Source organism: Streptomyces sp. NPDC059906, from assembly GCF_042730645.1.
GTDB classification, from domain to species: domain Bacteria; phylum Actinomycetota; class Actinomycetes; order Streptomycetales; family Streptomycetaceae; genus Streptomyces; species Streptomyces rubrogriseus.
In genome coordinates, this window is sequence record NZ_JBHWKU010000033.1 from 1 (window position 1) to 22,004 (window position 22,004).

At 73.0% G+C, this 22,004-nt stretch carries 15 protein-coding genes; 5 read left to right on the forward strand and 10 right to left on the reverse strand.

Features of this window, described 5'->3' with window-relative positions:
- Positions 1-312: 312 nt before the first annotated feature.
- The gene (locus ACFV9J_RS33575; RefSeq protein WP_385360703.1) at positions 313-2,295 is read right to left on the reverse strand and encodes an acyl-CoA dehydrogenase family protein; all 1,983 of its coding nucleotides are present in this window, start codon (positions 2,293-2,295) and stop codon (positions 313-315) included.
- 293 nt (positions 2,296-2,588) lie between these two features.
- Between ACFV9J_RS33575 and ACFV9J_RS33580 the strand changes: the two genes are divergently transcribed.
- Positions 2,589-3,602, forward strand: coding sequence for a LacI family DNA-binding transcriptional regulator (locus tag ACFV9J_RS33580; RefSeq protein ID WP_385360705.1), 1,014 nt, complete (start codon positions 2,589-2,591; stop codon positions 3,600-3,602).
- A 98-nt stretch (positions 3,603-3,700) separates the two neighbouring features.
- Here the strand turns inward: ACFV9J_RS33580 and ACFV9J_RS33585 are convergent, their stop codons facing one another.
- From ACFV9J_RS33585 to ACFV9J_RS33610, 6 genes are read right to left on the reverse strand one after another with little or no spacing between them, the layout of a single operon-like run.
- On the reverse strand, positions 3,701-4,435 hold the full coding sequence (locus tag ACFV9J_RS33585; protein ID WP_385360708.1) for a hypothetical protein: 735 nt from the start codon (positions 4,433-4,435) through the stop codon (positions 3,701-3,703).
- 38 nt (positions 4,436-4,473) lie between these two features.
- Positions 4,474-6,699, reverse strand: coding sequence for a glycoside hydrolase N-terminal domain-containing protein (locus ACFV9J_RS33590; protein ID WP_385360711.1), 2,226 nt, complete (start codon positions 6,697-6,699; stop codon positions 4,474-4,476).
- Positions 6,696-8,666 (reverse strand): beta-galactosidase, encoded by a 1,971-nt coding sequence (locus ACFV9J_RS33595; protein WP_385360714.1) that lies wholly within the window; start codon positions 8,664-8,666, stop codon positions 6,696-6,698. Before ACFV9J_RS33595 ends, ACFV9J_RS33590 begins: the two co-directional genes overlap by 4 nt.
- The gene (locus tag ACFV9J_RS33600; RefSeq protein ID WP_385360716.1) at positions 8,666-9,640 is read right to left on the reverse strand and encodes a carbohydrate ABC transporter permease; all 975 of its coding nucleotides are present in this window, start codon (positions 9,638-9,640) and stop codon (positions 8,666-8,668) included. Before ACFV9J_RS33600 ends, ACFV9J_RS33595 begins: the two co-directional genes overlap by 1 nt.
- Complete coding sequence (locus ACFV9J_RS33605; protein WP_385360718.1) at positions 9,637-10,674, reverse strand: ABC transporter permease; 1,038 nt, start codon at positions 10,672-10,674, stop codon at positions 9,637-9,639. The genes ACFV9J_RS33600 and ACFV9J_RS33605 overlap by 4 nt, the downstream gene beginning before the upstream one ends.
- A gap of 27 nt (positions 10,675-10,701) precedes the next feature.
- Entirely contained in the window at positions 10,702-12,387 is a 1,686-nt protein-coding gene (locus ACFV9J_RS33610) for an extracellular solute-binding protein (protein WP_385360721.1), read from the reverse strand.
- A gap of 249 nt (positions 12,388-12,636) precedes the next feature.
- Between ACFV9J_RS33610 and ACFV9J_RS33615 the strand changes: the two genes are divergently transcribed.
- Positions 12,637-15,558 (forward strand): glycoside hydrolase family 3 C-terminal domain-containing protein, encoded by a 2,922-nt coding sequence (locus ACFV9J_RS33615; RefSeq protein ID WP_385360724.1) that lies wholly within the window; start codon positions 12,637-12,639, stop codon positions 15,556-15,558.
- A gap of 45 nt (positions 15,559-15,603) precedes the next feature.
- Here ACFV9J_RS33615 and ACFV9J_RS33620 read toward each other — a convergent pair whose 3' ends face one another.
- Positions 15,604-16,314 (reverse strand): response regulator transcription factor, encoded by a 711-nt coding sequence (locus tag ACFV9J_RS33620; protein WP_385360727.1) that lies wholly within the window; start codon positions 16,312-16,314, stop codon positions 15,604-15,606.
- Complete coding sequence (locus ACFV9J_RS33625; RefSeq protein ID WP_385360730.1) at positions 16,311-17,519, reverse strand: sensor histidine kinase; 1,209 nt, start codon at positions 17,517-17,519, stop codon at positions 16,311-16,313. Before ACFV9J_RS33625 ends, ACFV9J_RS33620 begins: the two co-directional genes overlap by 4 nt.
- A 142-nt stretch (positions 17,520-17,661) precedes the next feature.
- Here ACFV9J_RS33625 and ACFV9J_RS33630 point away from each other — a divergent pair, with 142 nt between their 5' ends.
- Genes ACFV9J_RS33630 through ACFV9J_RS33640 form a run of 3 tightly spaced genes read left to right on the forward strand, consistent with a single transcriptional unit; the run spans position 17,662 to position 20,481 of the window.
- On the forward strand, positions 17,662-18,792 hold the full coding sequence (locus ACFV9J_RS33630; protein WP_385360733.1) for a glycosyltransferase 87 family protein: 1,131 nt from the start codon (positions 17,662-17,664) through the stop codon (positions 18,790-18,792).
- A 32-nt stretch (positions 18,793-18,824) separates the two neighbouring features.
- Complete coding sequence (locus ACFV9J_RS33635; protein ID WP_385360735.1) at positions 18,825-20,054, forward strand: glycosyltransferase family 4 protein; 1,230 nt, start codon at positions 18,825-18,827, stop codon at positions 20,052-20,054.
- A gap of 13 nt (positions 20,055-20,067) precedes the next feature.
- The gene (locus ACFV9J_RS33640; RefSeq protein WP_385360738.1) at positions 20,068-20,481 is read left to right on the forward strand and encodes a cytidine deaminase; all 414 of its coding nucleotides are present in this window, start codon (positions 20,068-20,070) and stop codon (positions 20,479-20,481) included.
- Between the two features lie 9 nt (positions 20,482-20,490).
- On the opposite strand, the gene ACFV9J_RS33645 is transcribed toward ACFV9J_RS33640, so the two are convergent.
- Positions 20,491-21,936, reverse strand: coding sequence for an aldehyde dehydrogenase family protein (locus ACFV9J_RS33645; RefSeq protein ID WP_385360741.1), 1,446 nt, complete (start codon positions 21,934-21,936; stop codon positions 20,491-20,493).
- Positions 21,937-22,004: the final 68 nt, after the last annotated feature.

A 22,004-nucleotide genomic window follows, 5' to 3' on the forward strand; every position in this document is an offset into this window, starting at 1 on the left:
CACCCCGCCCGCTCGTCAGGCCACCCCGCCCTCCGATTGCTACAGCCCGCTGGGCGTCCGCAGCGGCCGATGTGTCTCAGCGCCCGGCTCGGGCCGCCGACCCGCGCTCGGCAGGGAGCGGGCGGCTCGGGTCGCCGACCCGGGCTCGGGAGGGCGGGGTCCAGGCCGGACGGGCGCCCCGGGTTGCGCCTCGGCGGCGGCCGCGCCCGCGCCTGGCCGTGACCGGGCCCGGCGCGTCCTCGGCGCTGCCCCGCGGGTAGTCCGGGCGGCCGAGGCGCGGCCCGGCACCGACGTCCGGGCCGGGCCCTCGGCTCAGCCGATGGCGCGGCGGACGTTCTCCCGCCGGGACGGGCCCGGGGTCGCCTCCGCGATCCACGGGCCGGTGCCCGACGGGTCGACGACGCCCTCCTCCAGCCACTCGTAGGCGCCGCCCAGCACGCCCTTGACGACCTTGCGGTCCAGGTCGTCGGTGTTGCTCCACAGGCGGCCGAAGAGTTCCTCGACGCGGATGCGGGACTGGCGGCAGAAGGCGTCGGCGAGCTGGTACGCCTCGCGGCCGTGGTCGTCCTTCACGCGCAGGTGCTCGGCGCGCACGCACGCGGCGCTCATCGCGAACAGCTCCGCGCCGATGTCGACGATCCGGCCCAGGAAGCCCTGCTTGCTCTCCATCCGGCCCTGCCAGCGGGACATGGCGTAGAAGGTGGAGCGGGCGAGCTTGCGGGCGGTGCGTTCGGCGTAGCGCAGGTGGGAGGAGAGGTCGGGGTGGCCCGAGGGGTGGAAATCCGCGTACGAGCGCGGGAGTTGGCCGGGGCCGGCGACGAGCTTCGGCAGCCACTTGGCGTAGAAGACGCCGGCCTGCGCGCCCGCCCTCGCCTTGTCGGAGAGGGTCTTGTCGGGGTCGATCAAGTCACCGGCGACCGAGAGGTGGGCGTCGACCGCCTCGCGCGCGATCAGCAGGTGCATGATCTCGGTGGAGCCCTCGAAGATGCGGTTGATGCGCAGGTCCCGCAGGAGCTGCTCGGCGGGGACCGCGCGCTCGCCCCGGGCTTCGAGGGAGGCCGCGGTCTCGAAGCCCCGGCCGCCGCGGATCTGGACCAGTTCGTCGGCCATCAGGCAGGCCATCTCGGAGCCGTAGAGCTTGGCCAGGGCGGCCTCGATGCGGATGTCGTTGCGGTCCTCGTCGGCCATCTGGGAGGAGAGGTCCAGGACGGCCTCCAGCGCGAAGGTCGTCGCCGCGATGAAGGAGATCTTGGAGCCGACCGCCTCGTGCAGCGCGACCGGCTTGCCCCACTGCTCGCGCACTGCCGACCACTCGCGGGCGATCTTCAGGCACCACTTGCCGGCCCCGACACACATCGCGGGGAGGGAGAGGCGGCCGGTGTTGAGGGTGGTGAGCGCGATCTTGAGGCCGGCGCCCTCCGGACCGATGCGGTTGGCGGCGGGCACCCGGACGCGGTGGAAGCGGGTGACGCCGTTCTCCAGGCCGCGCAGGCCCATGAAGGCGTTGCGGTTCTCCACCGTGATGCCCTCGGAGGCGGCCTCGACCACGAACGCGGTGATGCCCCCCTTGCCGCCCGCCGCGTCCTTGCCGCCCTCGGGCTTCGGGACGCGGGCCATGACCACGAGCAGGTCGGCGACCACGCCGTTGGTGGTCCACAGTTTCACGCCGTCCAGGACGTAGTCGTCGCCGTCCCGGACGGCCGTGGTGGCCAGTCGCGCCGGGTCGGAGCCGACGTCCGGCTCGGTGAGCAGGAAGGCCGAGATGTCGGTGCGGGCGCAGCGCGGCAGGAAGGTGTCCTTCTGCTCCTGGGTGCCGAACATCTTCAGCGGCTGCGGCACGCCGATCGACTGGTGGGCGGAGAGCAGCGCGCCGATCGCGGGGTTCGCGGATCCGGCCAGGGCGAGGGCCTTGTTGTAGTAGACCTGGGTCAGGCCGAGGCCGCCGTACTTGGTGTCGATCTTCATGCCGAAGGCGCCCAGCTCCTTCAGCCCGGTGATCACGTCGTCGGGGATCCGCGCGTCGCGCTCGATCACCGCCCCGTCGATCTTCGTCTCGCAGAAGTCGCGCAGCTTGGCGAGGAACTCCTCGCCGCGCTGGACGTCCTGGTCGGCCGGGAGCGGGTGGGGGTGGAGGAGGTCGAGACGGAAGCGGCCGAGGAACAGCTCCTTGGCGAAGCTCGGCTTGCGCCAGTCCTGTTCCCGGGCCGCCTCCGCGACCTGGCGGGCCTCACGTTCGGTGACGGTGGGTCGGGAGGAGGGAGAAGCCGAGGAAGAGGGGGTGGGTGGTGCGGACATGAGGCTCACCTCGCCACGATTCGTCCTGCACGAACTTGCGGACGTACGTTACCTAGTGGGTGCTACCCGATCGTATGTACCCGATCCAGGGCGCCCCAGCCACCCTTCGTGCGGCCGTTCGGCCGATACTGCGGGGGGAGGCCGGGAGAGGGGAACGCGGAGGACGAACGAGTCGAAGCGCTTCGACTTACTATGGACACCCGTCCACGCTGCGGCTACTGTCGAACCATCCTCACCCCTCCCTTACGGGTCCCGCGCGCTGTCGAAGCGCTTCACACATCTTGGAGAGCTGGATGGTCACCCTCGCCGAGGTCGCCCAGCACGCCGGAGTCTCGGCGAGCACGGTGAGCTATGTCCTCAGCGGCAAGCGGTCCATCTCCACCACCACCCGGCAGCGGGTCGAGGAGAGCATCCGGAAGCTCGGCTACCACCCGAACGCCGGTGCCCGCGCACTGGCCAGCAGCCGGTCGAACATCATCGCCCTCATGATCCCGCTGCGCACCGACATGTACGTACCGGTGATGATGGAGATCGCCATCGCGGTCGCGGCCGGTGCGCGCACCCACGGGTACGACATCCTGCTGCTCACCGGTGAGGAGGGCCCCGACGCGGTGCGCCGGGTCACCGGCAGCGGGCTCGCCGACGCGATGATCCTCATGGACGTCGAGCTCGACGACGAGCGGCTCCCCCTGCTGCGCGACACCCACCAGCCGTCCGTACTGATCGGACTTCCCGCCGACACGGAGGGCCTCACCTGTGTCGACTTGGACTTCCGGGCGACCGGTGCGCTGTGCGTGGAGCATCTGGCGCAGCTGGGGCACCGCGACATCGCCGTCATAGGCGAGGCCGCCGCCGTCTACGAACGGCACACCGGATTCGCCGAGCGCACCCTCGACGGGCTGCGCACGCGCGCCCGTGAGCTGGGTCTGCGGCTGCTGCACCGGCCCTGCGAGGGCGGGTACGACGCGATGGCCGCGACGCTGGCCCGCGTCTTCGACGAACGCCCGGACACCACGGGCCTCGTCGTGCAGAACGAGTCGGCGGTCGAGCCGTTGCTCGCCCTGCTGCGCCAGCAGGGCCGCGCGGTGCCGGAGGACGTGTCGGTGGTCGCGGTCTGCCCGGAGCAGGTCGCCACCCAGGCCTCGGTGCGGCTCACCTCGGTCGCGCTGCCCGCGCAGGAGATGGGCCGGCGGGCCGTGGAACAGCTGGTCGCCAAGCTCGACGGCCGCGGCAGCGACGAGGTCGTGCTGCTCGCACCGGAGCTGACCGTCCGGGCCAGCTCGGGACCGGCGCCCGTCCGGCCGTAGGAGCGGCTCCGCCCCGCGCGCCGGCACCTCAAGCCGTACCTGCTCGGCGTGATGCGCGAGGCGCACGAGGGGGGCCGCCGGTGATGCGGCTGCCGTGGTCAGCCGCCGCTGACCGTCAGGTTGTTGGTGCGGAAGTCGAGGCCGCCGGCGGACGAGGTGATCTCGTAGCCGAACTGCACGTCGCCGATGGTCTCGTTGCCCATCCAGCCCTTGGTGTCCTTGATCCATTTCAGGATCGGGAGGATGTTCACGGTGCCGGAGTTCGAGTCCGAGGTGCGCAGGAACGAGAAGACCTCGTTGGCGCCGTTGTTCCCCTTGTAGACGTTCCAGGTGTGGCCGCCGAGGCCGACGGAGCCCTGCGAGGTGCCGAGGGGGCCGACGGCGCCGTTGTGGTTGACCCAGAGCATGATCTCGTAGTCGTGGTCCGTGTCCCAGATGTCGTACGAGGTGTTGTACGCGCCGGACGACGGGACCGTGACGTGGTAGCTGCTGGTGAGCGAGGAGAGGGAGGTGATCGGCTTGTTGATCACTTTCTTGGCGTTCGGGTAGGACTTGATGCCGCCGGTGTTGGGGTGGTCGGCCCAGACGCCCCAGTCGGTACCGGAGTTGGCCCACACGCACTGGCTGCCGGCGCCGGAGCCCCAGATGTTGTTGTAGAGGGTGTAGCCGTTCAGGCTCGTGTTGCCCCACTGGTCGCAGGAGTTCCAGACGGCGGCCTGGGCGGGGGCGGCGGCGAGCCCGACGGTGGCGCCGAGCGCGAGGGCCGGGGCGAGGAGGGCGGTCAGGGTGCGCGTGCGGGCACGGGTACGGGTGGGGCGCGTGCGTGGTGCCATGGCGTTTCCTTCCATGGGTGGGGGGACGTGCGCTGGTGCTACCGCGCCTTCACGCTGATGACGCGGTCCTCCCCGGCGGCGAGGTCGAGCGGTTCGGCGCCGGAGGGGGTCCGGAGTTCGATACGGCGGGTGCGGGCGGGGCGCAGGACGGCCGTCGCGCTGCCGTCGGGTTTCCAGGTGAGGTCGAGTACGGCCCCGAACCGGGTGCGTACGCCTCTGAGTTCGCCCTGCGGGCAGGAGGCGGGGAGGGCCGGGAGCAGGACCAGCCGGCCGGGGGTGGACTGCACGAGCATCTCGACGAGCACGGCGGGCAGGGCGTGCGCGGCGTCCGCGTTGTAGACGTCGCGGCGGGGGTAGTGCGCGCTCATCAGGGACGCGTGGAAGTAGTCGCCGCCGAGCACCTGCCCCAGCGCGTGCCCGACCCCGGCTCCGTTCCGGAGGCGGGCCGCGACCAGGGCGTGGTGGAGGTGGCCGTGGGCGGAGTCGTTCTCGGCGCCGCGCAGGGTCAGGGCGCGGTGGGCCGCCCGGGCGAGGTCGGGGGTGTCGTACGGGTTGATCTCGTCCAGCGGCCAGACGCCGTAGAGGTGGCTGAGGTGGCGGTGGTCGTAGGTGTCCGCCAGGCCGGGCCACGCCCACTCCGCGAGGGCGCCGTCGGCGTTGACCCGGTGCGCCGGGAGGCGGTCGGCGAGGGCGCGCCAGCGCTCGGCGTGCTCGGGGTGGCGGTCGGCGGCGGTCAGCAGGGCGTGCCGGGCGGCGGAGAGGTCCATGGCCGCGTTCAGGGCGCCCCAGCTCGCGCCCGCGGGACGGTTCTCGGGCGAGTAGGAGGGGACGACGACCAGGTGGCCGTGCTCGTCGGTGCGGTGGAGGAAGTCCTCGTAGAAGAGGGCGGCTTCGGCCAGGGCGGCGGTGGTGCGCGGGTCGTGGGCGCCCCGGGTCTCGTCGTGGTCGACGAGGGGCTTGAGCAGCCAGTCGGCGCCCGCGGTCCACAGGTGCAGCGGGTACTCGCGGCTGAAGTGGTACGTGTGGCCGCTCTCGCCGTCGGTGTGCGAGGGCGCGACCGCGCCCCGGGCGCCGAAGATCTCGCGGGCGTTGTCCCGCCAGTCGGGCAGTTGCCGGTGGACCAGCGCGGCGTGGGCCTCGGTGACCTCGGGGAGGGCGGCGGCCGCGGCGGAGGCGGTCTGGAGGTTGAGGTTGGCGTTGGTGGTGAAGGCGCCGGACCAGGCGGTGTTCCAGTCGCCGGTCCACAGGCCGGTGAGGCGGGGCGGGAGCAGGCCGCTCGCCGACAGCAGGTGGTAGCGGCCGGCGGCGAAGAGCCGCTCCAGCAGGGCGGGGCCGCCGGGCCGGGCGAGCAGTGCCGAGCCCGGCAGGGCGCGTTCGGCGGGGTCGGCGGCGAGGTCGAGGGTGACGCGGTCGTACGCGGTGCGGTGCCGGGTCAGGTGCCGGGCGAGGAGGCCGTCGTACGGGGCCGCGTACGGGGCGCCGTCCAGCAGGTCGCGCAGGGCGCGGCTCTCGGCGACCGTGTCCAGCTCGCCGGTGTGGCGGCGCACCCGGGTGAGGAGCAGCACCTCGGTGGCGCCCTCGACGAGGACGCCCGGCGGGACCAGCTTCACGGTGCCGCCGGTGACGGCGGCGAGGGTGACGCCGGTGTAGGCGAGGTCGCTGCCGGGGTAGCGGGCGCGCAGGGTGAGCAGGGCGCCCTCGGGGGCGAGGACGGCGCCGTGGCCGATGCGGAGTCCGGCGGGGGCGCCGGGGAGGCGGGGGTCGAGGGAGAGGTCGAGGGTGAGGTGCGGGGCGGTGACGCGCTGGACGATCACGTCGTCGGCGCGGGAGACGAAGACGCGGCTGGTCCAGTCCCCGCGGGCGGCCGTGGTCTCGCCGGTGGTGAAGTCGACGGCGCGGTGGTAGGGGGCGCGGGTGCCGTGGGTGCCGGCCTCCGGCGGTCGGTTCAGGCGCAGTTGGAAGGCCGGGTGGAAGGGGCGCACCCACTGCAGCGGGCGGCCGTCGGTGAAGTCCTCGGCGGCGGTGGCGTCCCCGGCCAGCAGCCGGTCCTGGAGGGCGGGGAGCCCGGCGGCGAGCGCGGGCGGGCGGCGGTGTCCGTCGTCGCCGTCGGGGCGGACGAGGGTGTGGTGGGTGACGATCACCCGGTCGGCGTCCGGGTCGCCGGACACGAGGGCGCCGTGGTGGCCGTTGCCGCTCAGGAAGGCGTCCTCCCAGCGGGCGGCGGGTTCCGGCTCCCAGGTGCCGTGGACGGGCGTGGCGCTCATGGCCTCAGCACCGCAGCGCCGTAGCGGCCGAGGGTGATCCGGTCGGTGGCCGTCGTCTCCGTCAGCAGGTCGTGGTGGGTGCCCGGGAGGTCGACGGTGACCGGTTCGCGGCCGTGGTTGAGCAGGAACAGCAGGTCACCGCGCCGGACCGCCTCGACGCCGTCCCGGAGCCCGTCGAGCACCGGCCGGACGCCCGCGTCGGCGGCGGCGCGGGCCAGCAGCGCGCGCAGCCGGTCCGGCTCGGGGAGCGTGGAGAGGTACCAGGCGCGGCCCTTGCGCAGGACGGCCGGCAGTCCGTCGAGTTCCCCGCCCCGGTAGGCGATCGTCTCGTCGGCGGTGCCGTCGGGCTCGAGTTCCTCGGACCACAGGGTGCCGTGCAGGCCGCCCTCGCACTCGGCTCGCTCACCCGGCTGGAGCGGCCACCACTCGTGCAGGGTGCGGATGCCGAACAGCTCGCGCAGCCGGACGTCCATGGCGCCGGGCCGTATCCGGTCGTCCTGGTCGGCGACACCGGTCAGGAAGCCGCAGACGAGGGTGGCGCCGCCACGCACGTGGGCGAGGAGGTTGTCGACGGCCGCGTCGGTGAGGAGGTAGAGCTGCGGGACGACCACGAGCCGGTAGCCGGTCAGGTCGTGGTCGGGGCGGGCGAAGTCGGTGGTGAGGCCGGCCTGCCAGAGCGCGCGGTGCCAGGCCCTCAGGACGTCCGGGTAGTCGACCTCGCGGGAGGGCCGGGCCTCCTGGTCGCCGGCCCACCAGGAGTGCCAGTCGTGCAGGACGGCGACGTCGGCGGCGACCGCGCCGCCGGTGACGTGCGGGGCGATCCGGGCCAGGTCCGCCCCGAGCCGCTTGACCTCCTGGAAGGTGCGCCCCCGCTCCCCCGCGTGGGAGACCATTGCGGAGTGGAACTTCTCGGCGCCCTGCCGCGACTGGCGCCACTGGAAGTAGCAGACGGCGTCCGCGCCGCGGGCCACCGCCTGGAGCGACCAGAGGCGGCCCAGGCCGCGCGGCTTGGGGTGGTTCACGCCGCGCCAGTTGACGGCACCGGCCGCCTGCTCCATGAGCATCCACGGGCCGCGGGCCTGGGAGCGGGTCATGTCCTGGACCAGGGCGCCCTCCTGGGCGCCGAACGGGTCGCGCGGGTCGGGGTAGAGGTCGACGGAGACGACGTCCTCCTCCTCGGCCCAGCGCCAGGCGTCCTGGCCGGACCACAGCGGCATGAAGTTGGTGGTGACCGGGAGGTGCGGGGTGTGGCGGCGGACGATGTCGCGCTCGGCGGTGCAGCACTCCAGGAGCATGTCGGAGGTGAAGCGCCGGAAGTCCAGGACCTGCGTGGGGTTTTTCAGGTAGTGGGCGCGGCGGGGCGGGGTGATCTCGGCCCAGTCGCCGTAGCCCTGGCTCCAGAAGGCGGTGCCCCAGGCGGTGTTGAGGGCGTCGAGGGTGCCGTAGCGGCCTTGGAGCCAGCGGCGGAAGCGGGTGGCGGCCTCGTCGCCGTGGTCGTAGGTGCAGTACTCGTTGTTGATGTGCCACAGGGTGAGCGCGGGATGGCTCGCGTACCGCGCGGCCAGGGCCTCGGTGATGGCGGCGGCGTGTCGGCGGTAGACGGTGCTGGAGTGCGAGAAGTGCTGCCGGCCGCCCCACCACTCGGTGCGGCCGTCGGCGTCGTGGGGCAGGGTGTCGGGGTGCAGGTGCCCCAGCCAGGGCGGGGGCGAGGCGGTGGGGGTGGCGAGGACGACGCCGATGCCGTTCGTGTGCAGCAGGTCCATGAGCCGGTCCAGCCAGCCGAAGTCGTGGACGCCGGGGCGTGGTTCGAGCTTCGACCAGGAGAAGACGCCGAGGGTGGCGGAGTTGACGCCGGCGGCCTTCATCAGGCGTACGTCTTCGGGCCAGGTCTCCTCGGGCCACTGCTCGGGGTTGTAGTCGCCGCCGAAGAGGATGCGCCGGCCGGTGACGTCGGAGAGGTCCGGCATCAGCCCTTCACCGCCCCGGTGAGCATGCCCTTCCTGAAGTGGCGCTGGACGAAGGGCGACAGGACGGCCACCGGCAGCAGGGCCATGACCATCACGGCCATCTGCACGGCCAGCCCGGACAGTTCGCCGGTCTTGATGGCCTGGCCGAGGCCGACCGGCGCCTCCTGCTTCTGCACCAGCTGGATCATGACGTTCTGCAGGGGCAGCATGTCCTGGTCGTTCAGGTAGAGGGAGGCGTTGAACCAGGCGCTCCAGTAGCCGACGGCGTAGAAGAGGGTGATCACCGCGACGACCGCGCGGGACAGCGGCAGGACGATCCGCCACAGGATGCGCAGGTCCCCGGCGCCGTCGATGCGGGCGCTGTCGATCAGTTCCTGGGAGATGCCCATGAAGAAGCCGCGCAGCACCAGGATGTTGAAGACGCTGATCGCGCTCGGCAGGATCAGCGCGAGGTAGCTGTCGGTCAGGCCCAGGGACTGCACCAGCAGGTAGGTGGGGATGAGGCCCGCGCTGAAGAACATCGTGGCGAGCAGCACCATGAGGATCCAGCGGTGGCCCAGCGAGCCGCTGCGGGAGAGCCCGTAGGCGCACAGTACGGACACCGCCATGGAGAACAGGGTGCCGACGAGTGTGACGCCGATGCTGACGAGAGCGGCGCGGGTGACCTGGCCGCCGCTGAGCAGCTCCTGGTAGGCGACGAAGGTGATGTCCTTGGGGATCATCACGAGGCCGCCCGCCTCGTCGATGGACCTGCGGCTGGACAGGCTGGTGACGACGACGATCCACAGCGGGAAGAGGATGCCCAGGCAGGCCAGGAGCAGCACGAGTCCCTTGCCGGCGAGTCCGGCCCGGCTGGGCTTCTCCTCCCACACGGGGCGGGGCGGGGCCGCCCACGGGCGGCGGGGCCTCGGTGCGGGCGGATCACTCGCGGCGGTCGTGTCCCGTACGGCTGTCGCTTCGGGTACGGCGGTCACTTCTTGTACACCCCCTGCTCGCCCATGAGGTGGGCCACCTTGTTGGCCACCAGCACCAGGCCGAGGCTGATGACGCCCTTGACGAGCCCCGCGGCGGCCGCGTAGCCGAAGTCCTGGTTGCGCACGCCGTTCCACCACACGAAGGTGTCGAGGACCTCCGCCGCGCCCGGTCCCACGGCGTCGCGTTGCAGCAGGATCTGTTCGAAGCCCACCGTCAGGGCGTCGCCGACGCGCAGCACCAGCAGCAGGGCGATCACCGGACGCAGCGCGGGCAGCGTGACGTGCCACATGCGGCGCCAGCGGTTCGCACCGTCCATCGCGGCGGCCTCGTACAGGTCGGGACTGACCGAGGCGAGGGCGGCGAGGAAGACGATGATCCCCCAGCCGGCGTCCTTCCACACGCTCTGCGCGGTGATCAGGAACTTGAAGGTGTCCGGGTCGGTCATGACGCTGAGCCCGTCGTACCCGTGGTCGCGCAGCAGCTGGGACAGCAGCCCGGCGCCGCCGAGCAGTTGCTGGAAGACGGCGATCACCAGCACCCACGAGAAGAAGTGGGGCAGGTAGAGGATGGCCTGCGAGATCGCCCGCACCCGGGGCCTGACCACGCTGTTGATGAGCAGCGCGAGCGCGATGGGGATCGGGAAGTAGAGCACGAGCTGGAGCAGGAAGAGCACGAGCGTGTTGCGCACCGCGTTCCAGAAGGCGGAGTCCGCGAAGATCCGCTGGAAGTTCTCCAGGCCCACCCAGGGGCTGTGCAGGATGGAGACGATCCCGTTGTCGCTGAGGTAGGGGTCGTACTCCTGGAAGGCGACGACGTTTCCGAGGATCGGCACGTAGTTGAAGAGCAGTACCAGCAGCACGGCCGGCAGTGTCATCAGGAGCAGCAGGCGGTCACGGCGGAACCGCAGCCGCAGGCTCGGCCTCCCGGGGTCCCGCTGCTTCCCGCGGGGGCCGGTGGCGTCGCCGGACGCCGCCGGGGTCTTCTTCGTCGCATCGGCCTCGGCCCTGGTCCGAGGCACCGTGCTGTGGGACACGGTGGTTCTCCTTGCCTCGGTACCTGGTCAGCCGGCCGCCGGACCGTTCTCGTCGAGGATCTTCTGGTACCAGTCGCGCAGCTTGTCCCCGCCCTTGCTCTTCCAGTCGGAGACGGCCTGCTGCATGTCGCCGACCTTCTTGCGGCCGCGGACGATGTCGTCCTCCAGCTGTTCGAAGTCGTTGGAGAGGTTGGTGTAGCGGGCGGGCTCGACGATCTGCATGCCGTAGAACGTGGGCTTCCTGGTGACGGCGCCCGTTCGCTGCTGCCACTCGACCTGCCCCTTGGCGACCTCGGGGAAGTCCGGGTGGGCGATGGTCGCCGCGGGGCTCGCCACCATCACGTAGGCGTTCATCACGTCGATGTTGCCCTGGTCGGTCTTGGTGGGTACGCCGTCCTTGACGGTGTAGTGGGTGCCCTCGACGCCGTAGTTGGTGGCCATGTACTCCTTGGTCCCGTACGGCGCCGCGGTGACGTTGGCGACGGCCAGCACGTCGCGGATCACGGACTTGGACGCCTTCTTGTTGACGAAGGCGAAGATGCTGGCCGGGTTCTGCGCCCACAGCGAGGGTTGACCGCCGTCGTGCCCGAAGAAGTCCATGCCCCAGATCCTGAACTCGGGGTTCTGGGTGGCCTGTTCGGCGGTGCGGCTCCACCACTGGGAGATGTCCTGGTTGTAGACGAGGAACTCGCCGGCGGCGAACTTGGGTCCGGGGTCGGCGGCGTTGGACTTGCCGAGCTTGGCGTCGGGGTGCACGACCCCGGCGGCGAACAGCTTGCGCGTCCACTCCAGCGCTTCGAGGTACTCGTCCGTCTCGGCGCGGTAGATCAGCTTGCCGTCGACCTGGTTCCAGCCGAGCGACTTCTCGTTGCCGGAGAGCACACCGAAGGCGTTGAAGGCGGTCCACTTCATGTCCAGGCAGGCCCAGCGCTTGGCCCTGGCGTTGGTGGCGTCCTTGGCGAGCGCCATGAACTCGTCGCAGGAGCGGGGGACGTCGTAGCCCTCCTTCTCGAAGACGTCCTGCCGGTACAGCGGCACGATGCCGGACACGTACGAGGACGGCATCGGCAGGCCGAGCAGCTTGCCGCCGAAGATGGAGCGCTGCCAGGCGTCGGTGGGGATCGCGGCGAGGTTCGGGTACTCCTTGACCGCGTCGCCGGACAGGTAGGGGCCGAGGTCGGCGAACTTGCCGATGATGGCGCTGGGTATCCTGCCGGTCATGTTCCAGCCGGGGACGACCACGACGTCGGGCACCTCGCTGGAGGCGAGGACCGCGCCGAGCTTCTGGTCGTAGGTGTTGCCGTCCTGGTTCTGCCAGACCACGTCGACGCCGATGAGGTCGTTCATCGCCTTGTAGTAGGCGTTGTCGTCCTTGGGCGGGGATCCCCAGAACGGCGACATGACGGTGACCCGGCCGCCCTTGCCGAGCTTCTTGGGAACCGAGGTCTTCAGGTCCGCGAGGTCGAGCTTGCTCGTGAAGCCGACCGCGGAGCCGTTCTTGCTCGGGATGTCGGGCGTGACCACGCTCGCCGCCACGTAGGCCGGCAGCAGCTTCTTGGCGTCCTTGCCCGACGTGGTGCCGTCGCGCGAGCCTCCGTCGGATCCGCCGCAGGCGGAGAGCAGCGGCACCCCTCCCGCCACGGCCGCGGTGGCGACCGCCGTGGAGGCGAGGAAACTTCTCCGGCTGGGACCGGAGGCGGCGTTCGGCGTCATGTGCGTCAACCCTTCGTGCCTTCGTGGCACACCAAAACACCCGACGGTGGCCGTCGGCTGCGGTGTCGTGAGGGAACTGAACTCGGCTCGTGTCGAAGCGCTTCGATGTTGCAGCGAGGTTAAGTTAACCCCTCGGGGCACACAAGGGTCGTTCCCAAGATTGCTGCCCGTCTTGACACCCACCCGGGGCGGCACGGAGCATCGAAGCGCTTCGACGTCCTGCTCGCTCCATCCCAAGGGGACCCTCACGTGTCCGCACCCACGCCGCCGTTCCGTGATCCGCAACTGCCGTTCGCGAAGCGCGTCGACGACCTGATGTCGCGGCTCACGCTCGACGAGAAGACCGCCTTCCTGCACCAGTTCGCGCCCGCAGTCGAGCGGCTCTCCATCGCCGCCTTCCGCACCGGCCAGGAGGCGCTGCACGGCGTGGCCTGGATGGGCCCGGCGACCGTCTTCCCGCAGGCCGTGGGCCTGGGCGCCACGTGGAACGAGGACTTGGTGCGGCGGGTCGGCGAGGCGGTGTCCAAGGAGGCCAGGGCGATGCGCGCGCGGGACGACCGCGTCGGCCTCAACGTCTGGTCCCCGACCGTGAACCTGCTGCGCCACCCGCTGTGGGGCCGCAACGAGGAGGGCTACTCCGAGGACCCGAGGCTCACCTCCGCCGTCGCCACCGCCTACACCCGGGGCCTGCGCGGCGACCACCCGACGTACTGGCGCACCGCGCCCGTCCTCAAGCACTGGCTCGCGCACAACAACGAGACCGACCGGGACACCTCCTCGTCCTCCGTCCGCCCGCGGGTCCTGCACGAGTACGACCTGCGGGCCTTCCGCGACACGGTCGAGGCGGGCGCCGTGGCCGGGGTGATGCCGGCCTACAACCTGGTCAACGGCCGCCCCAACCACCTCTCCCCGCACCTCGGCCGGCACCTGCGCGCCTGGACGCGGGAGGATCTCCTGGTCTGCTCGGACGCCGGCGCGCCCTCCAACCTGGTCGACTCGGAGCACTACTTCGACACCCACGAGGAGGCGACCGCCGCCGCGCTGCGGGCCGGGGTGGACAGCTTCACCGACCACGGGACGGACTCCTCGAAGATCGTCGCCCGCGTCCGGGGTGCCCTGGACGCGGGCCTGCTGACGGAGGCGGACGTGGACGCGGCCGTGCGCCGTCAGCTGTCGGTCCGCTTCCGGCTGGGCGAGTTCGACCCGGAGCACGACCCGTACGCGGGCGCGGCGGACACCGCCGCGGACTTCGACACGCCGGAGCACCGGGCGCTCGCGCGGGAGGCGGCCGAGCAGGCGGTGGTCCTGCTCAGGAACGACGGCGTCCTGCCGCTGGCCCCCGACACCCGCGTCGCCGTCGTCGGCCTGCTCGCCGACGAGTGCAAGCTCGACTGGTACAGCGGCACGCTCATCCACCGCTCGACTCCTCTGGAGGGCCTGTACGAGCGGTTCGGCGCCGATTGCGTGAGCTTCGCGGAGGGCGTGGACCGGGTCCGGCTGCGCACGGCCGACGGCAGGTTCCTGCACGTCCTCCCGGCCGACGACGCCGCCGCCGAGGCACCCGGCACGGAGGGTGCCCTGGACCCGGCCCTGGTCGCCGGCCGCACCGACCTGCCGCCCCTGACCACCGACGCCGTCGGCACCGAACTGGCGCTGATCGACTGGGGCGGGGGCGTGCTCACGCTGCGCGCGCCCGACGGCCGGTACCTGTCCGTCGCCGAGGACGGCTTCGTGCGCGCCTCCGCCGACCAGCCCGGGGGCTGGATCGTGCAGGAGACCTTCCGGCTGGAACCCCATGACGGGGGTCACCTCCTGAGGCACACGGGCACGGGTCGTCCCGTCCAGGTCGCCGCCGACGGCGTGAAGGTTGCCGCCCCGGACGCGGCCGTCGCGGGCGCCGCGGACGGTGCGGACGGTGTGGGCGGTGCGGGCGGTGCGGGCGGTGTGGGCGGTGCGGACGCCGAGGTGTTCGACGTGGTCGTCGTCGAGCGCGGCGAGGACGCCGTGACGCGGGTGGCGGCGGGGGCGGACGTGGTCGTCGTGGTGGCGGGCAACGACCCGCACATCAACGGCCGGGAGACCGAGGACCGTACGACGCTGCGGCTGCCCGCGCAGCAGGAACGGCTGCTGCGCGCGGCCCGCGCCGCCAACCCGGCGACCGTGCTGGCGCTGGTGTCCGCCTATCCGTACGCGGTCGGCGTCGAGACGCTCCCGGCGGTGCTGTGGACCGCGCACGGCGGGCAGGCGGCCGGCACCGCGCTGGCCCGGGTCCTCGCCGGGGACGTCTCCCCCGCGGGCCGGCTCCCGCAGACCTGGTACGCGGACGATGCCGACCTGCCCGAGCTGCTCGACTACGACGTGATCGGCGGCCGCCAGACCTACCTGTACTTCGAGGGGACGCCGCTGTTCCCCTTCGGGCACGGCCTGTCCTACGCGTCGTTCGGGTACGGGGGCCTGACGGCTCAGGTGCGGGACGGGGCGGTGACCGTGTCCTTCACGGTCACCAACACCGGGGAGGTCTCCGCCGACGAGGTGGCCCAGCTCTACGTCCGTGCCGAGGCCCCGTCGGTTCCGCGCCCGCGCCGCGAACTGCTGGCCCACCGCCGGCTCACCCTGGCCCCGGGGGCGTCGGACCGGGTCTCCTTCGAGGTGCCGCTGTCCGCCTTCGCGTTCTGGGACGTCGCGCACGACCGGTGGCGGCTGGAACCGGGGCCGTACGCGCTGCTGGTGGGTGCCTCCAGCGAGGACGTGCGCCTGGCGACGACCGTCACGCTCGACGGCGAGCCCGCCGTGCCGCGCCCGGTCGGCGCACGGGGCGTGGCGGCGGCCGACTTCGACGAGCAGAGCGGCACGGAGATCGTCGACCGGACGAAGGTGGTGGGCGACGCGGTCACGGCCCTCGCCGGACGGACGGGCGAACTGCTCTACCGCGCCTGCGACTTCGGCACCGGGGTGACCGGGGTGACCGTGTCGGTCGCGGGGGCGGGCGGCTCGGTCGAGGTCGCGCTGGACGGCGCCCCGTGGACGGCGGCGCTGTCACCGGACGCGCCGACCGCGGGACCGTACGACTACGTGGACCTGGGCGGCGCCTTCACCGCCGCCGGCGTCCACGATCTCCGCATCAGGCTGCGCGGCTCTCTGCGGCTCGCGCACGTCGGCTTCTCCGGTTGAGGGTCCGGAGAAGCCCGGCACGGGGACGGGGCCCGGCACCGGCGCCTACCGGTACCGGGCCCCTGACTCGCCGCCCGCCCGGACCAGGCCCAGTTCGTAGGCGACGATCACCGCCTGGGCCCGGTCGCGCAGCTCCAGCTTGGCGAACAGCCGGTTGATGTGGGTCTTCACGGTGTGGTCGGTGATGGTGAGGCGCCCCGCGATCTCCGCGTTGGACAGGCCCCGCGCTATCAGTGTCAGCACCTCCGTCTCCCGGGCCGTGAGGTCACCGGCCGCGGGCACGGGCAGCCGCGCGCCGCGGGCATGCACGAACTCGGCGATCAGCCGCTTGGTGATCTCGGGCGACAGCAGGGCGTTCCCGCCCGCCACCACCCGTACCGCGTGCAGCAGTTCGGGGAAGGTGGCGTCCTTGAGCAGGAAACCGGCCGCCCCGGCCGCGAGCGCGTCGTACACGTACTCGTCGAGGCCGAAGGTCGTCAGCATCAGGACCTTCGTGGCACCGTCGGAGGCGGCCAGGATCTCGCGGGCCGCCTCGATGCCGTTCTTGTGCGGCATCCGGATGTCCAGGAGCGCGAGGTCGGGCCGGGTCTCGCGGGCCGACCGCACCGCCTGCACCCCGTCCTCCGCCTCGGCGACGACCTCGATGTCGTCCTGAGTGCCCAGCAGGTTCACGAACCCGGTGCGCACGACCGCCTGGTCGTCGGCTACCAGCGCCCTGATCACCCGCGGCTCCTTCGCTCGATCCCCGGAACTCATCCGCTCCCCCACGGCAGCTCCGCCTCCACCAGGAAGCCGCCGTCCGGACCGGCCCCGGCGGTGAGCCGGCCCCCGACCAGGGCGGCCCGCTCCCGCATTCCGGTCAGCCCGTGTCCGGTTCCGGCGCCCGCGGCGGGGCCGGAGCCGTGGTCGCCGCCCGGTCCGTCGTCGCGGACGCGAAGGGTGAGCAGCCGGTCGGCGCCGTAGTCGACCTCGACGACCGTCCGGGCGCCGGGGGCGTGCTTGCGGGCGTTGGTCAGCGCCTCCTGCGCGATGCGGTAGGCGGACAGCTCCCACGCGGCGGGCAGCGCCACCCGCTCGCCGGTGATCCGCAGCTCGGCCGTGCCGCCCACCGCCCGGTGCTGGTCGACCAGTTCGGCCAGGTGGTCCAGGGTGGGCTGCGGCGCGGTGAGGGCGGTGTCGCCCTGGGGCGTGCGCAGGACGCCGAGCAGGCGGCGCAGTTCGGCCATCGAGGAGCGGGCGGTGCCGGCGATCTGCTGGAAGCCGTCGCGGGCCTCGGGCGTGAGTCCGGGCGTGGTGTACGTGGCGCTCTCGGCCTGCACGGCGATCATCGACACCGAGTGGGAGACGATGTCGTGCAGTTCACGGGCGATCGCGGCGCGTTCCGCCTCGGCCGCGTGCTGTCGCTCCATGGCGATCAACTGTGCCTGGGCCAGGCTCCGTTCGTTGCGCGTCTCCTCCCGGGAGCGGACCGCGTCGCCCATCATCACTGCTCCGAAGACGACCACGGTCAGCAGGAAGGACTCGGCGAACAGGCTGAGCGACCCCTTCTCCCACAGCGCGGGCACCGGCAGGTCCATCCGCGACCAGGTGTTGATGTGCACCAGGTTCACGCACAGGGCGCCGAGCGCGCCGCCCGCGACGGCGAGGGCGGGGTGCACCACCCGGTTGCGGCCCAGCGAGTAGCAGCCGGTCAGCCCGCTCACCATGATCGAGACGTAGAGGTTGACGTCCCCGGCGAAGCCGATCAGCCCCGCCGCGACCGTGAGCATCGCGACGGGCGGGAAGGAGCGCCGCCACATCAGCGAGGCGGCGGACACCAGCACCCCTGCGGCGGTCGTCACACCGCCCGGGACGACGATCAACTCGGCGACCCCGCCCACCGTCACGGCGCCGCCGGTGATCCAGGGGTAGGCGGGTGCCGCGATCCACTCGCGCAGCCGCTCTTGGGGCGACGTACTCATCCCCCCATGATCCCGGCCGGGGCGCAGGCGCGCGTCACCGCTCGGGTGGAGTCTTCGGCCGGAGGTCGTACCACGGGTTGAGTCCCGGGTGCGGAGCCTCGGTTGACGCCCTTCGACCTGCGGGTTCCTAGCGTCGACGGACATGAGGAAGTCCTGTGGGGAGCGGATCGCGAGGTACGCCCGGCGGCCCGTCGAACGGTACGTGTGGGCCGGGTACGCGGTGGCGGCGGCGGGCTTCGCGACGGTGTCGGACCTGCCGACACATCAGGTGTGGGGGTGCTCGGCCGGGGCGGGGTACGCGCTCGCGGCGCTCCTGGCGTCGGGGTCCGCTCCGCGCCCGGCCGCACGGGCGGTCGCCGTGGCAGGGGCCGCCGTACTGCCGCTCGTCGGCCTGGTGCTGGCGGGGGCGGGGCAGTCGGAGGTGGCCGTGGTCGAGCGGTCGGGACACCTGCTGGCCGTCACCGGGAGCCCGTACGTCACGGCTCCCGCGACCGTCACCGGCTTCAATCCCTACCTGCCGGGGATGGCCGTCTTCGGCGTACTGCCGGGCGATCCCCGCTGGTGGCTGGGCGGCGCGTTCGTCGCGGCCCTGGCCGTCGCCCGCCCGCGCCGCGTCGGGCCGCTCCTCGCCTGCCCCCTGGTCGCGCTGCCGTTCGCGGTGGGCGGCGTCGACCTGCCGGTGGCCGGTCTGATGTGCCTCGGTGTCGCCCTGGCCGGGCGGGGCCGACCGGGTGCAGCCGGCCTGGTGCTCGGGGCCGCCGCCGCGCTCAAGTGGACCGCCTGGCCCGCGCTGCCGGTCGCGCTCGCCCTGGTCGCGGCGCGGCAGGGCGGCCGGTCGGCCCTGCGGTGCGCGGGTGTGGGCCTGGGCACCGCGACGGCGGTGGTCCTGCCCTTCGCGCTCGCCGATCCCACCGGGTTCCTCCGGAACGTCGTCGCCTTCCCGCTCGGTCTCGCCGCCACCGCCTCGCCCGCCGGCAGTCCGCTGCCGGGGCACCTGCTCGCGGCTCACGTCCCCGGCGGCAGGGTGATCGCGCTCGCGCTCCTGACGGCCGGGGCGCTGCTGATCGGCGCCTCGCTCGCGGTACGCCCTCCGCAGACGGTGCGGGCGGCGGCCTGGCGGCTCGCGTTCGGCCTGGGCCTGGCGACGTCCCTGATGCCGGCGACGCGCTTCGGCTACCTGGTCTACCCGCTGCTCCTGACCGCCCTGGCGCACGAGCCGACGCACCGCGGCCCCCAGGTCACGGACCGTTGCGTCGAGAGGATCCCCACATGACGAGCGAGGCCCCCCATGAGAAGCGAGGCCCCATGACGAACGACGCCCGCACCCGGGCCCGCACGCTGATCGTCACCAACGACTTCCCGCCCCGGCAGGGCGGCATCGAGACCTTCGTCCGGGAGCTGGCCGACCGCTTCCCGCCCGACGAGGTGGTCGTCCTGACCTCCGCGCCCACAGCCACCGCGGGACCCGGCGAGACCTTCCCGTACCCGGTGGTCCGCCACCCGGCCCGCGCCCTGCTGCCCACACCCCGCGCGGCCGCGCACGCCGGGGAGGTGGCCCGCCGGTACGGCTGCGACCGGGTGTGGTTCGGCGCGGCGGCGCCCCTCGCCCTGATGACGGGGCGGCTGCGCCGTACGGCGGGTGTCCGCACCGCCGTCGCCACCACCCACGGCCACGAGGTGTGGTGGGCCCGCACCCCGGGCACCCGGGGCCTGTTGCGGCGCATCGGCAGCCAGGTGGACACGCTGACCTGGCTGGGCGAGAGCACCCGGGGCCCGATCGAGGCGGCCCTCGCCCCCGGGACCCGGACCGCCCGTCTGGCCCCCGGCGTCGACACCCGGGCCTTCCACCCCGGTGTCGACGGCACTCCGGTCAGGACCAGGTACGGACTGGGCCGCCGCCCCGTGATCCTGTGCGCGGCCCGGCTGGTCCCGCGCAAGGGCCAGGACACCCTGATCAGGGCGCTGCCCTGGGTACTCAGGGCGGTCCCGGACGCCGTACTGCTCCTGGTCGGCGACGGCCCCTACGCGCCCGCACTGCGGCAACTGGCCCTGCGCGAGGGCGTCCTGGACTCGGTCGTCCTCGCCGGCGGCCACCCTCACCCCGCGCTCCCGGCGTTCTACGCCGCCGCCGACGTCTTCGCGATGCCGTGCCGTACCCGTAAGGGCGGTCTGGAGGTGGAGGGCCTGGGCATCGTGTACCTGGAGGCCGCCGCGTCCGGACTGCCGGTCGTCGCGGGCGACTCGGGCGGCGCCCCGGACGCGGTGCGCGAGGGGGAGACTGGGCACGTCGTCGACGGCCATTCGGTCGCGGCGACGGCGGACCGGCTGATCAGGCTCCTGCGCGGCCCCCGGCTCGCCCGTGCCATGGGCGACGCGGGCCGCCGCTGGGTGCGTACGGCGTGGTCCTGGGACGACGCGTACGGGAGGCTGCGGGGCCTGCTGTCGGGCAGGGCGACGGACTGTCGCACAGTAGGACCCCGCACCCCGACCGCACACCGGCCGACGGCCCCCGGCCCGACGCCGTCCGACACCTGACAAGGCGAAGACCATGCCCTCGCAGACCAACCCCGTCGACCACGAACTCGTCGAGGCCGCGGCGCACGTGGCCCGTACCCGTTGCCGGGGCGACAACCACACCATGGCGGCCGCGGCCCGCGCCCGGGACGGCCGGATCGTCACGGCCGTCAACGCCTACCACTTCACCGGCGGCCCCTGCGCCGAGTTGGTCGTCGTCGGCGCGGCGGCGGCCCAGGGCGCGTACGAGCTGGAGACGATCGTCGCCGTCGGCGACCGCGAGCGGGGGGTCGTCCCGCCGTGCGGCCGGTGCCGTCAGGTCCTGCTCGACTACTTCCCCGGGCTCAAGGTGATCGTCGGGGAAGGGGACCGCGTCCGCGCGGTCCCCGTCTCCGACCTGCTGCCCGAGACGTACGTCTGGGCGGACCACCAGCTCGACGCCGGATGAGACCGGACGTCAGAGCGCGAGTCCGGTGAGGACCAGCACCCGCTCGTAGGTGTAGTCGTCCATCGCGAACTTCACGCCCTCACGGCCGACGCCGGACTGCTTGGCACCGCCGTACGGCATCTGGTCGGCGCGGTAGGAGGGGACGTCGCCGATGACGACGCCGCCGACCTCCAGGGCGCGGTGGGCGCGGAAGGCGGCCTGGAGGTCGTGGGTGAACACGCCTGCCTGGAGGCCGTACTTGGAGTCGTTGACGGCGGCGAAGGCCTCGGCCTCGCCGGTCACCTTCTGCACGCTGAGGACGGGGCCGAAGACCTCCTCGCGGGCGAGGGTGGTGCCGGCGGGCAGGTCGGTGAGGACGGTCGGGGCGTAGGAGGCGCCGTCGCGCTTGCCGCCGGTGTGGAGCGTGGCGCCCGCGTCGACGGCCTCCCGCACCCACGCCTCCACGCGCTCGGCGGCGGCCTCGCTGACCAGCGGGCCGACGTCGGTCGCGTCGTCGTTCGGGTCGCCGGTGACCTGGGCCTCGACGGCGGCGACGATGCGGGGCAGCAGGCGGTCGAAGACGGTGGCGTCGGCGATCACGCGCTGCACGGAGATGCAGGACTGGCCGCCCTGGTAGTTGGAGAAGGTCGCGATGCGCGCCGCGGCGCGGTCCAGGTCCTCGTCGCTCGCCCAGTCGCCGAGGACGACGGCCGCGCCGTTGCCGCCCAGCTCCAGCGTGCAGTGCTTGCGGGGCACCGAGTCCATGATCGCGTAGCCGACGGTCTCGGAGCCGGTGAAGGAGATGACCGGGAGGCGCTCGTCCTGGACGAGGGCGGGCATGCGGTCGTTCGGGACCGGGAGGATGCTCCAGGAGCCGGCGGGCAGGTCGGTCTCGGCGAGGAGTTCGCCGAGGATCAGGCCGGACAGGGGCGTCGCCGGGGCCGGCTTGAGGATGAGGGGCGCGCCGGCGGCGATCGCGGGGGCGATCTTGTGGGCGCACAGGTTGAGGGGGAAGTTGAAGGGCGCGATGCCGAGGACGACTCCCTTGGGGAAGCGGCGGGTGAGGGCGAGGCGGCCCTGACCGCCCGCGTCGGTGTCCAGGCGCTGGGCCTCGCCGCCGTTGAAGCGGCGGGCCTCCTCGGCGGCGAAGCGGAAGACGGAGACGGCGCGGCCGACCTCGCCGCGGGCCCACTTGACGGGCTTGCCGTTCTCGGCGGAGATCAGCCGGGCGATCTCCTCGGTGCGCTCCAGCAGGCGGCGGCTGACGTGGTCGAGGGCGGCGGCCCGTACGTGGGCGGGGGTGGCGGCGAACTCGTCCCGTACGGCGTACGCGGCGGCCACGGCCTCCTCGACCTGGGCGTCGGTGGGCAGGCTCACCGTGCCGACGGTGGTGCCGTCCCAGGGGGACGTGACGTCGAAGTCGGACTCGCCGGTGGCCTGGCGGCCGGCGAGCCAGAAGGCGTGGGTGGAAGTCATTGTCGAGTCCCGGCCCTTCCGCGTTGGGGGTGGTGGTGTGTGCGCCGTGCGGGGTCCACGGTAGGGCG

Bases quoted from the DNA above. Each gene is read 5' to 3' on its own strand.
- ACFV9J_RS33630 (WP_385360733.1), top strand. From the start codon at position 17,662: ATGAGGAAGTCCTGTGGGGAGCGGATCGCGAGGTACGCCCGGCGGCCC.
- ACFV9J_RS33610 (WP_385360721.1), bottom strand. From the start codon at position 12,387: ATGACGCCGAACGCCGCCTCCGGTCCCAGCCGGAGAAGTTTCCTCGCC.
- ACFV9J_RS33575 (WP_385360703.1), bottom strand. From the start codon at position 2,295: ATGTCCGCACCACCCACCCCCTCTTCCTCGGCTTCTCCCTCCTCCCGA.
- ACFV9J_RS33585 (WP_385360708.1), bottom strand. From the start codon at position 4,435: ATGGCACCACGCACGCGCCCCACCCGTACCCGTGCCCGCACGCGCACC.
- ACFV9J_RS33595 (WP_385360714.1), bottom strand. From the start codon at position 8,666: ATGCCGGACCTCTCCGACGTCACCGGCCGGCGCATCCTCTTCGGCGGC.
- ACFV9J_RS33590 (WP_385360711.1), bottom strand. From the start codon at position 6,699: ATGAGCGCCACGCCCGTCCACGGCACCTGGGAGCCGGAACCCGCCGCC.
- ACFV9J_RS33640 (WP_385360738.1), top strand. From the start codon at position 20,068: ATGCCCTCGCAGACCAACCCCGTCGACCACGAACTCGTCGAGGCCGCG.
- ACFV9J_RS33645 (WP_385360741.1), bottom strand. From the start codon at position 21,936: ATGACTTCCACCCACGCCTTCTGGCTCGCCGGCCGCCAGGCCACCGGC.
- ACFV9J_RS33620 (WP_385360727.1), bottom strand. From the start codon at position 16,314: ATGAGTTCCGGGGATCGAGCGAAGGAGCCGCGGGTGATCAGGGCGCTG.
- ACFV9J_RS33635 (WP_385360735.1), top strand. From the start codon at position 18,825: ATGACGAACGACGCCCGCACCCGGGCCCGCACGCTGATCGTCACCAAC.
- ACFV9J_RS33625 (WP_385360730.1), bottom strand. From the start codon at position 17,519: ATGAGTACGTCGCCCCAAGAGCGGCTGCGCGAGTGGATCGCGGCACCC.
- ACFV9J_RS33580 (WP_385360705.1), top strand. From the start codon at position 2,589: ATGGTCACCCTCGCCGAGGTCGCCCAGCACGCCGGAGTCTCGGCGAGC.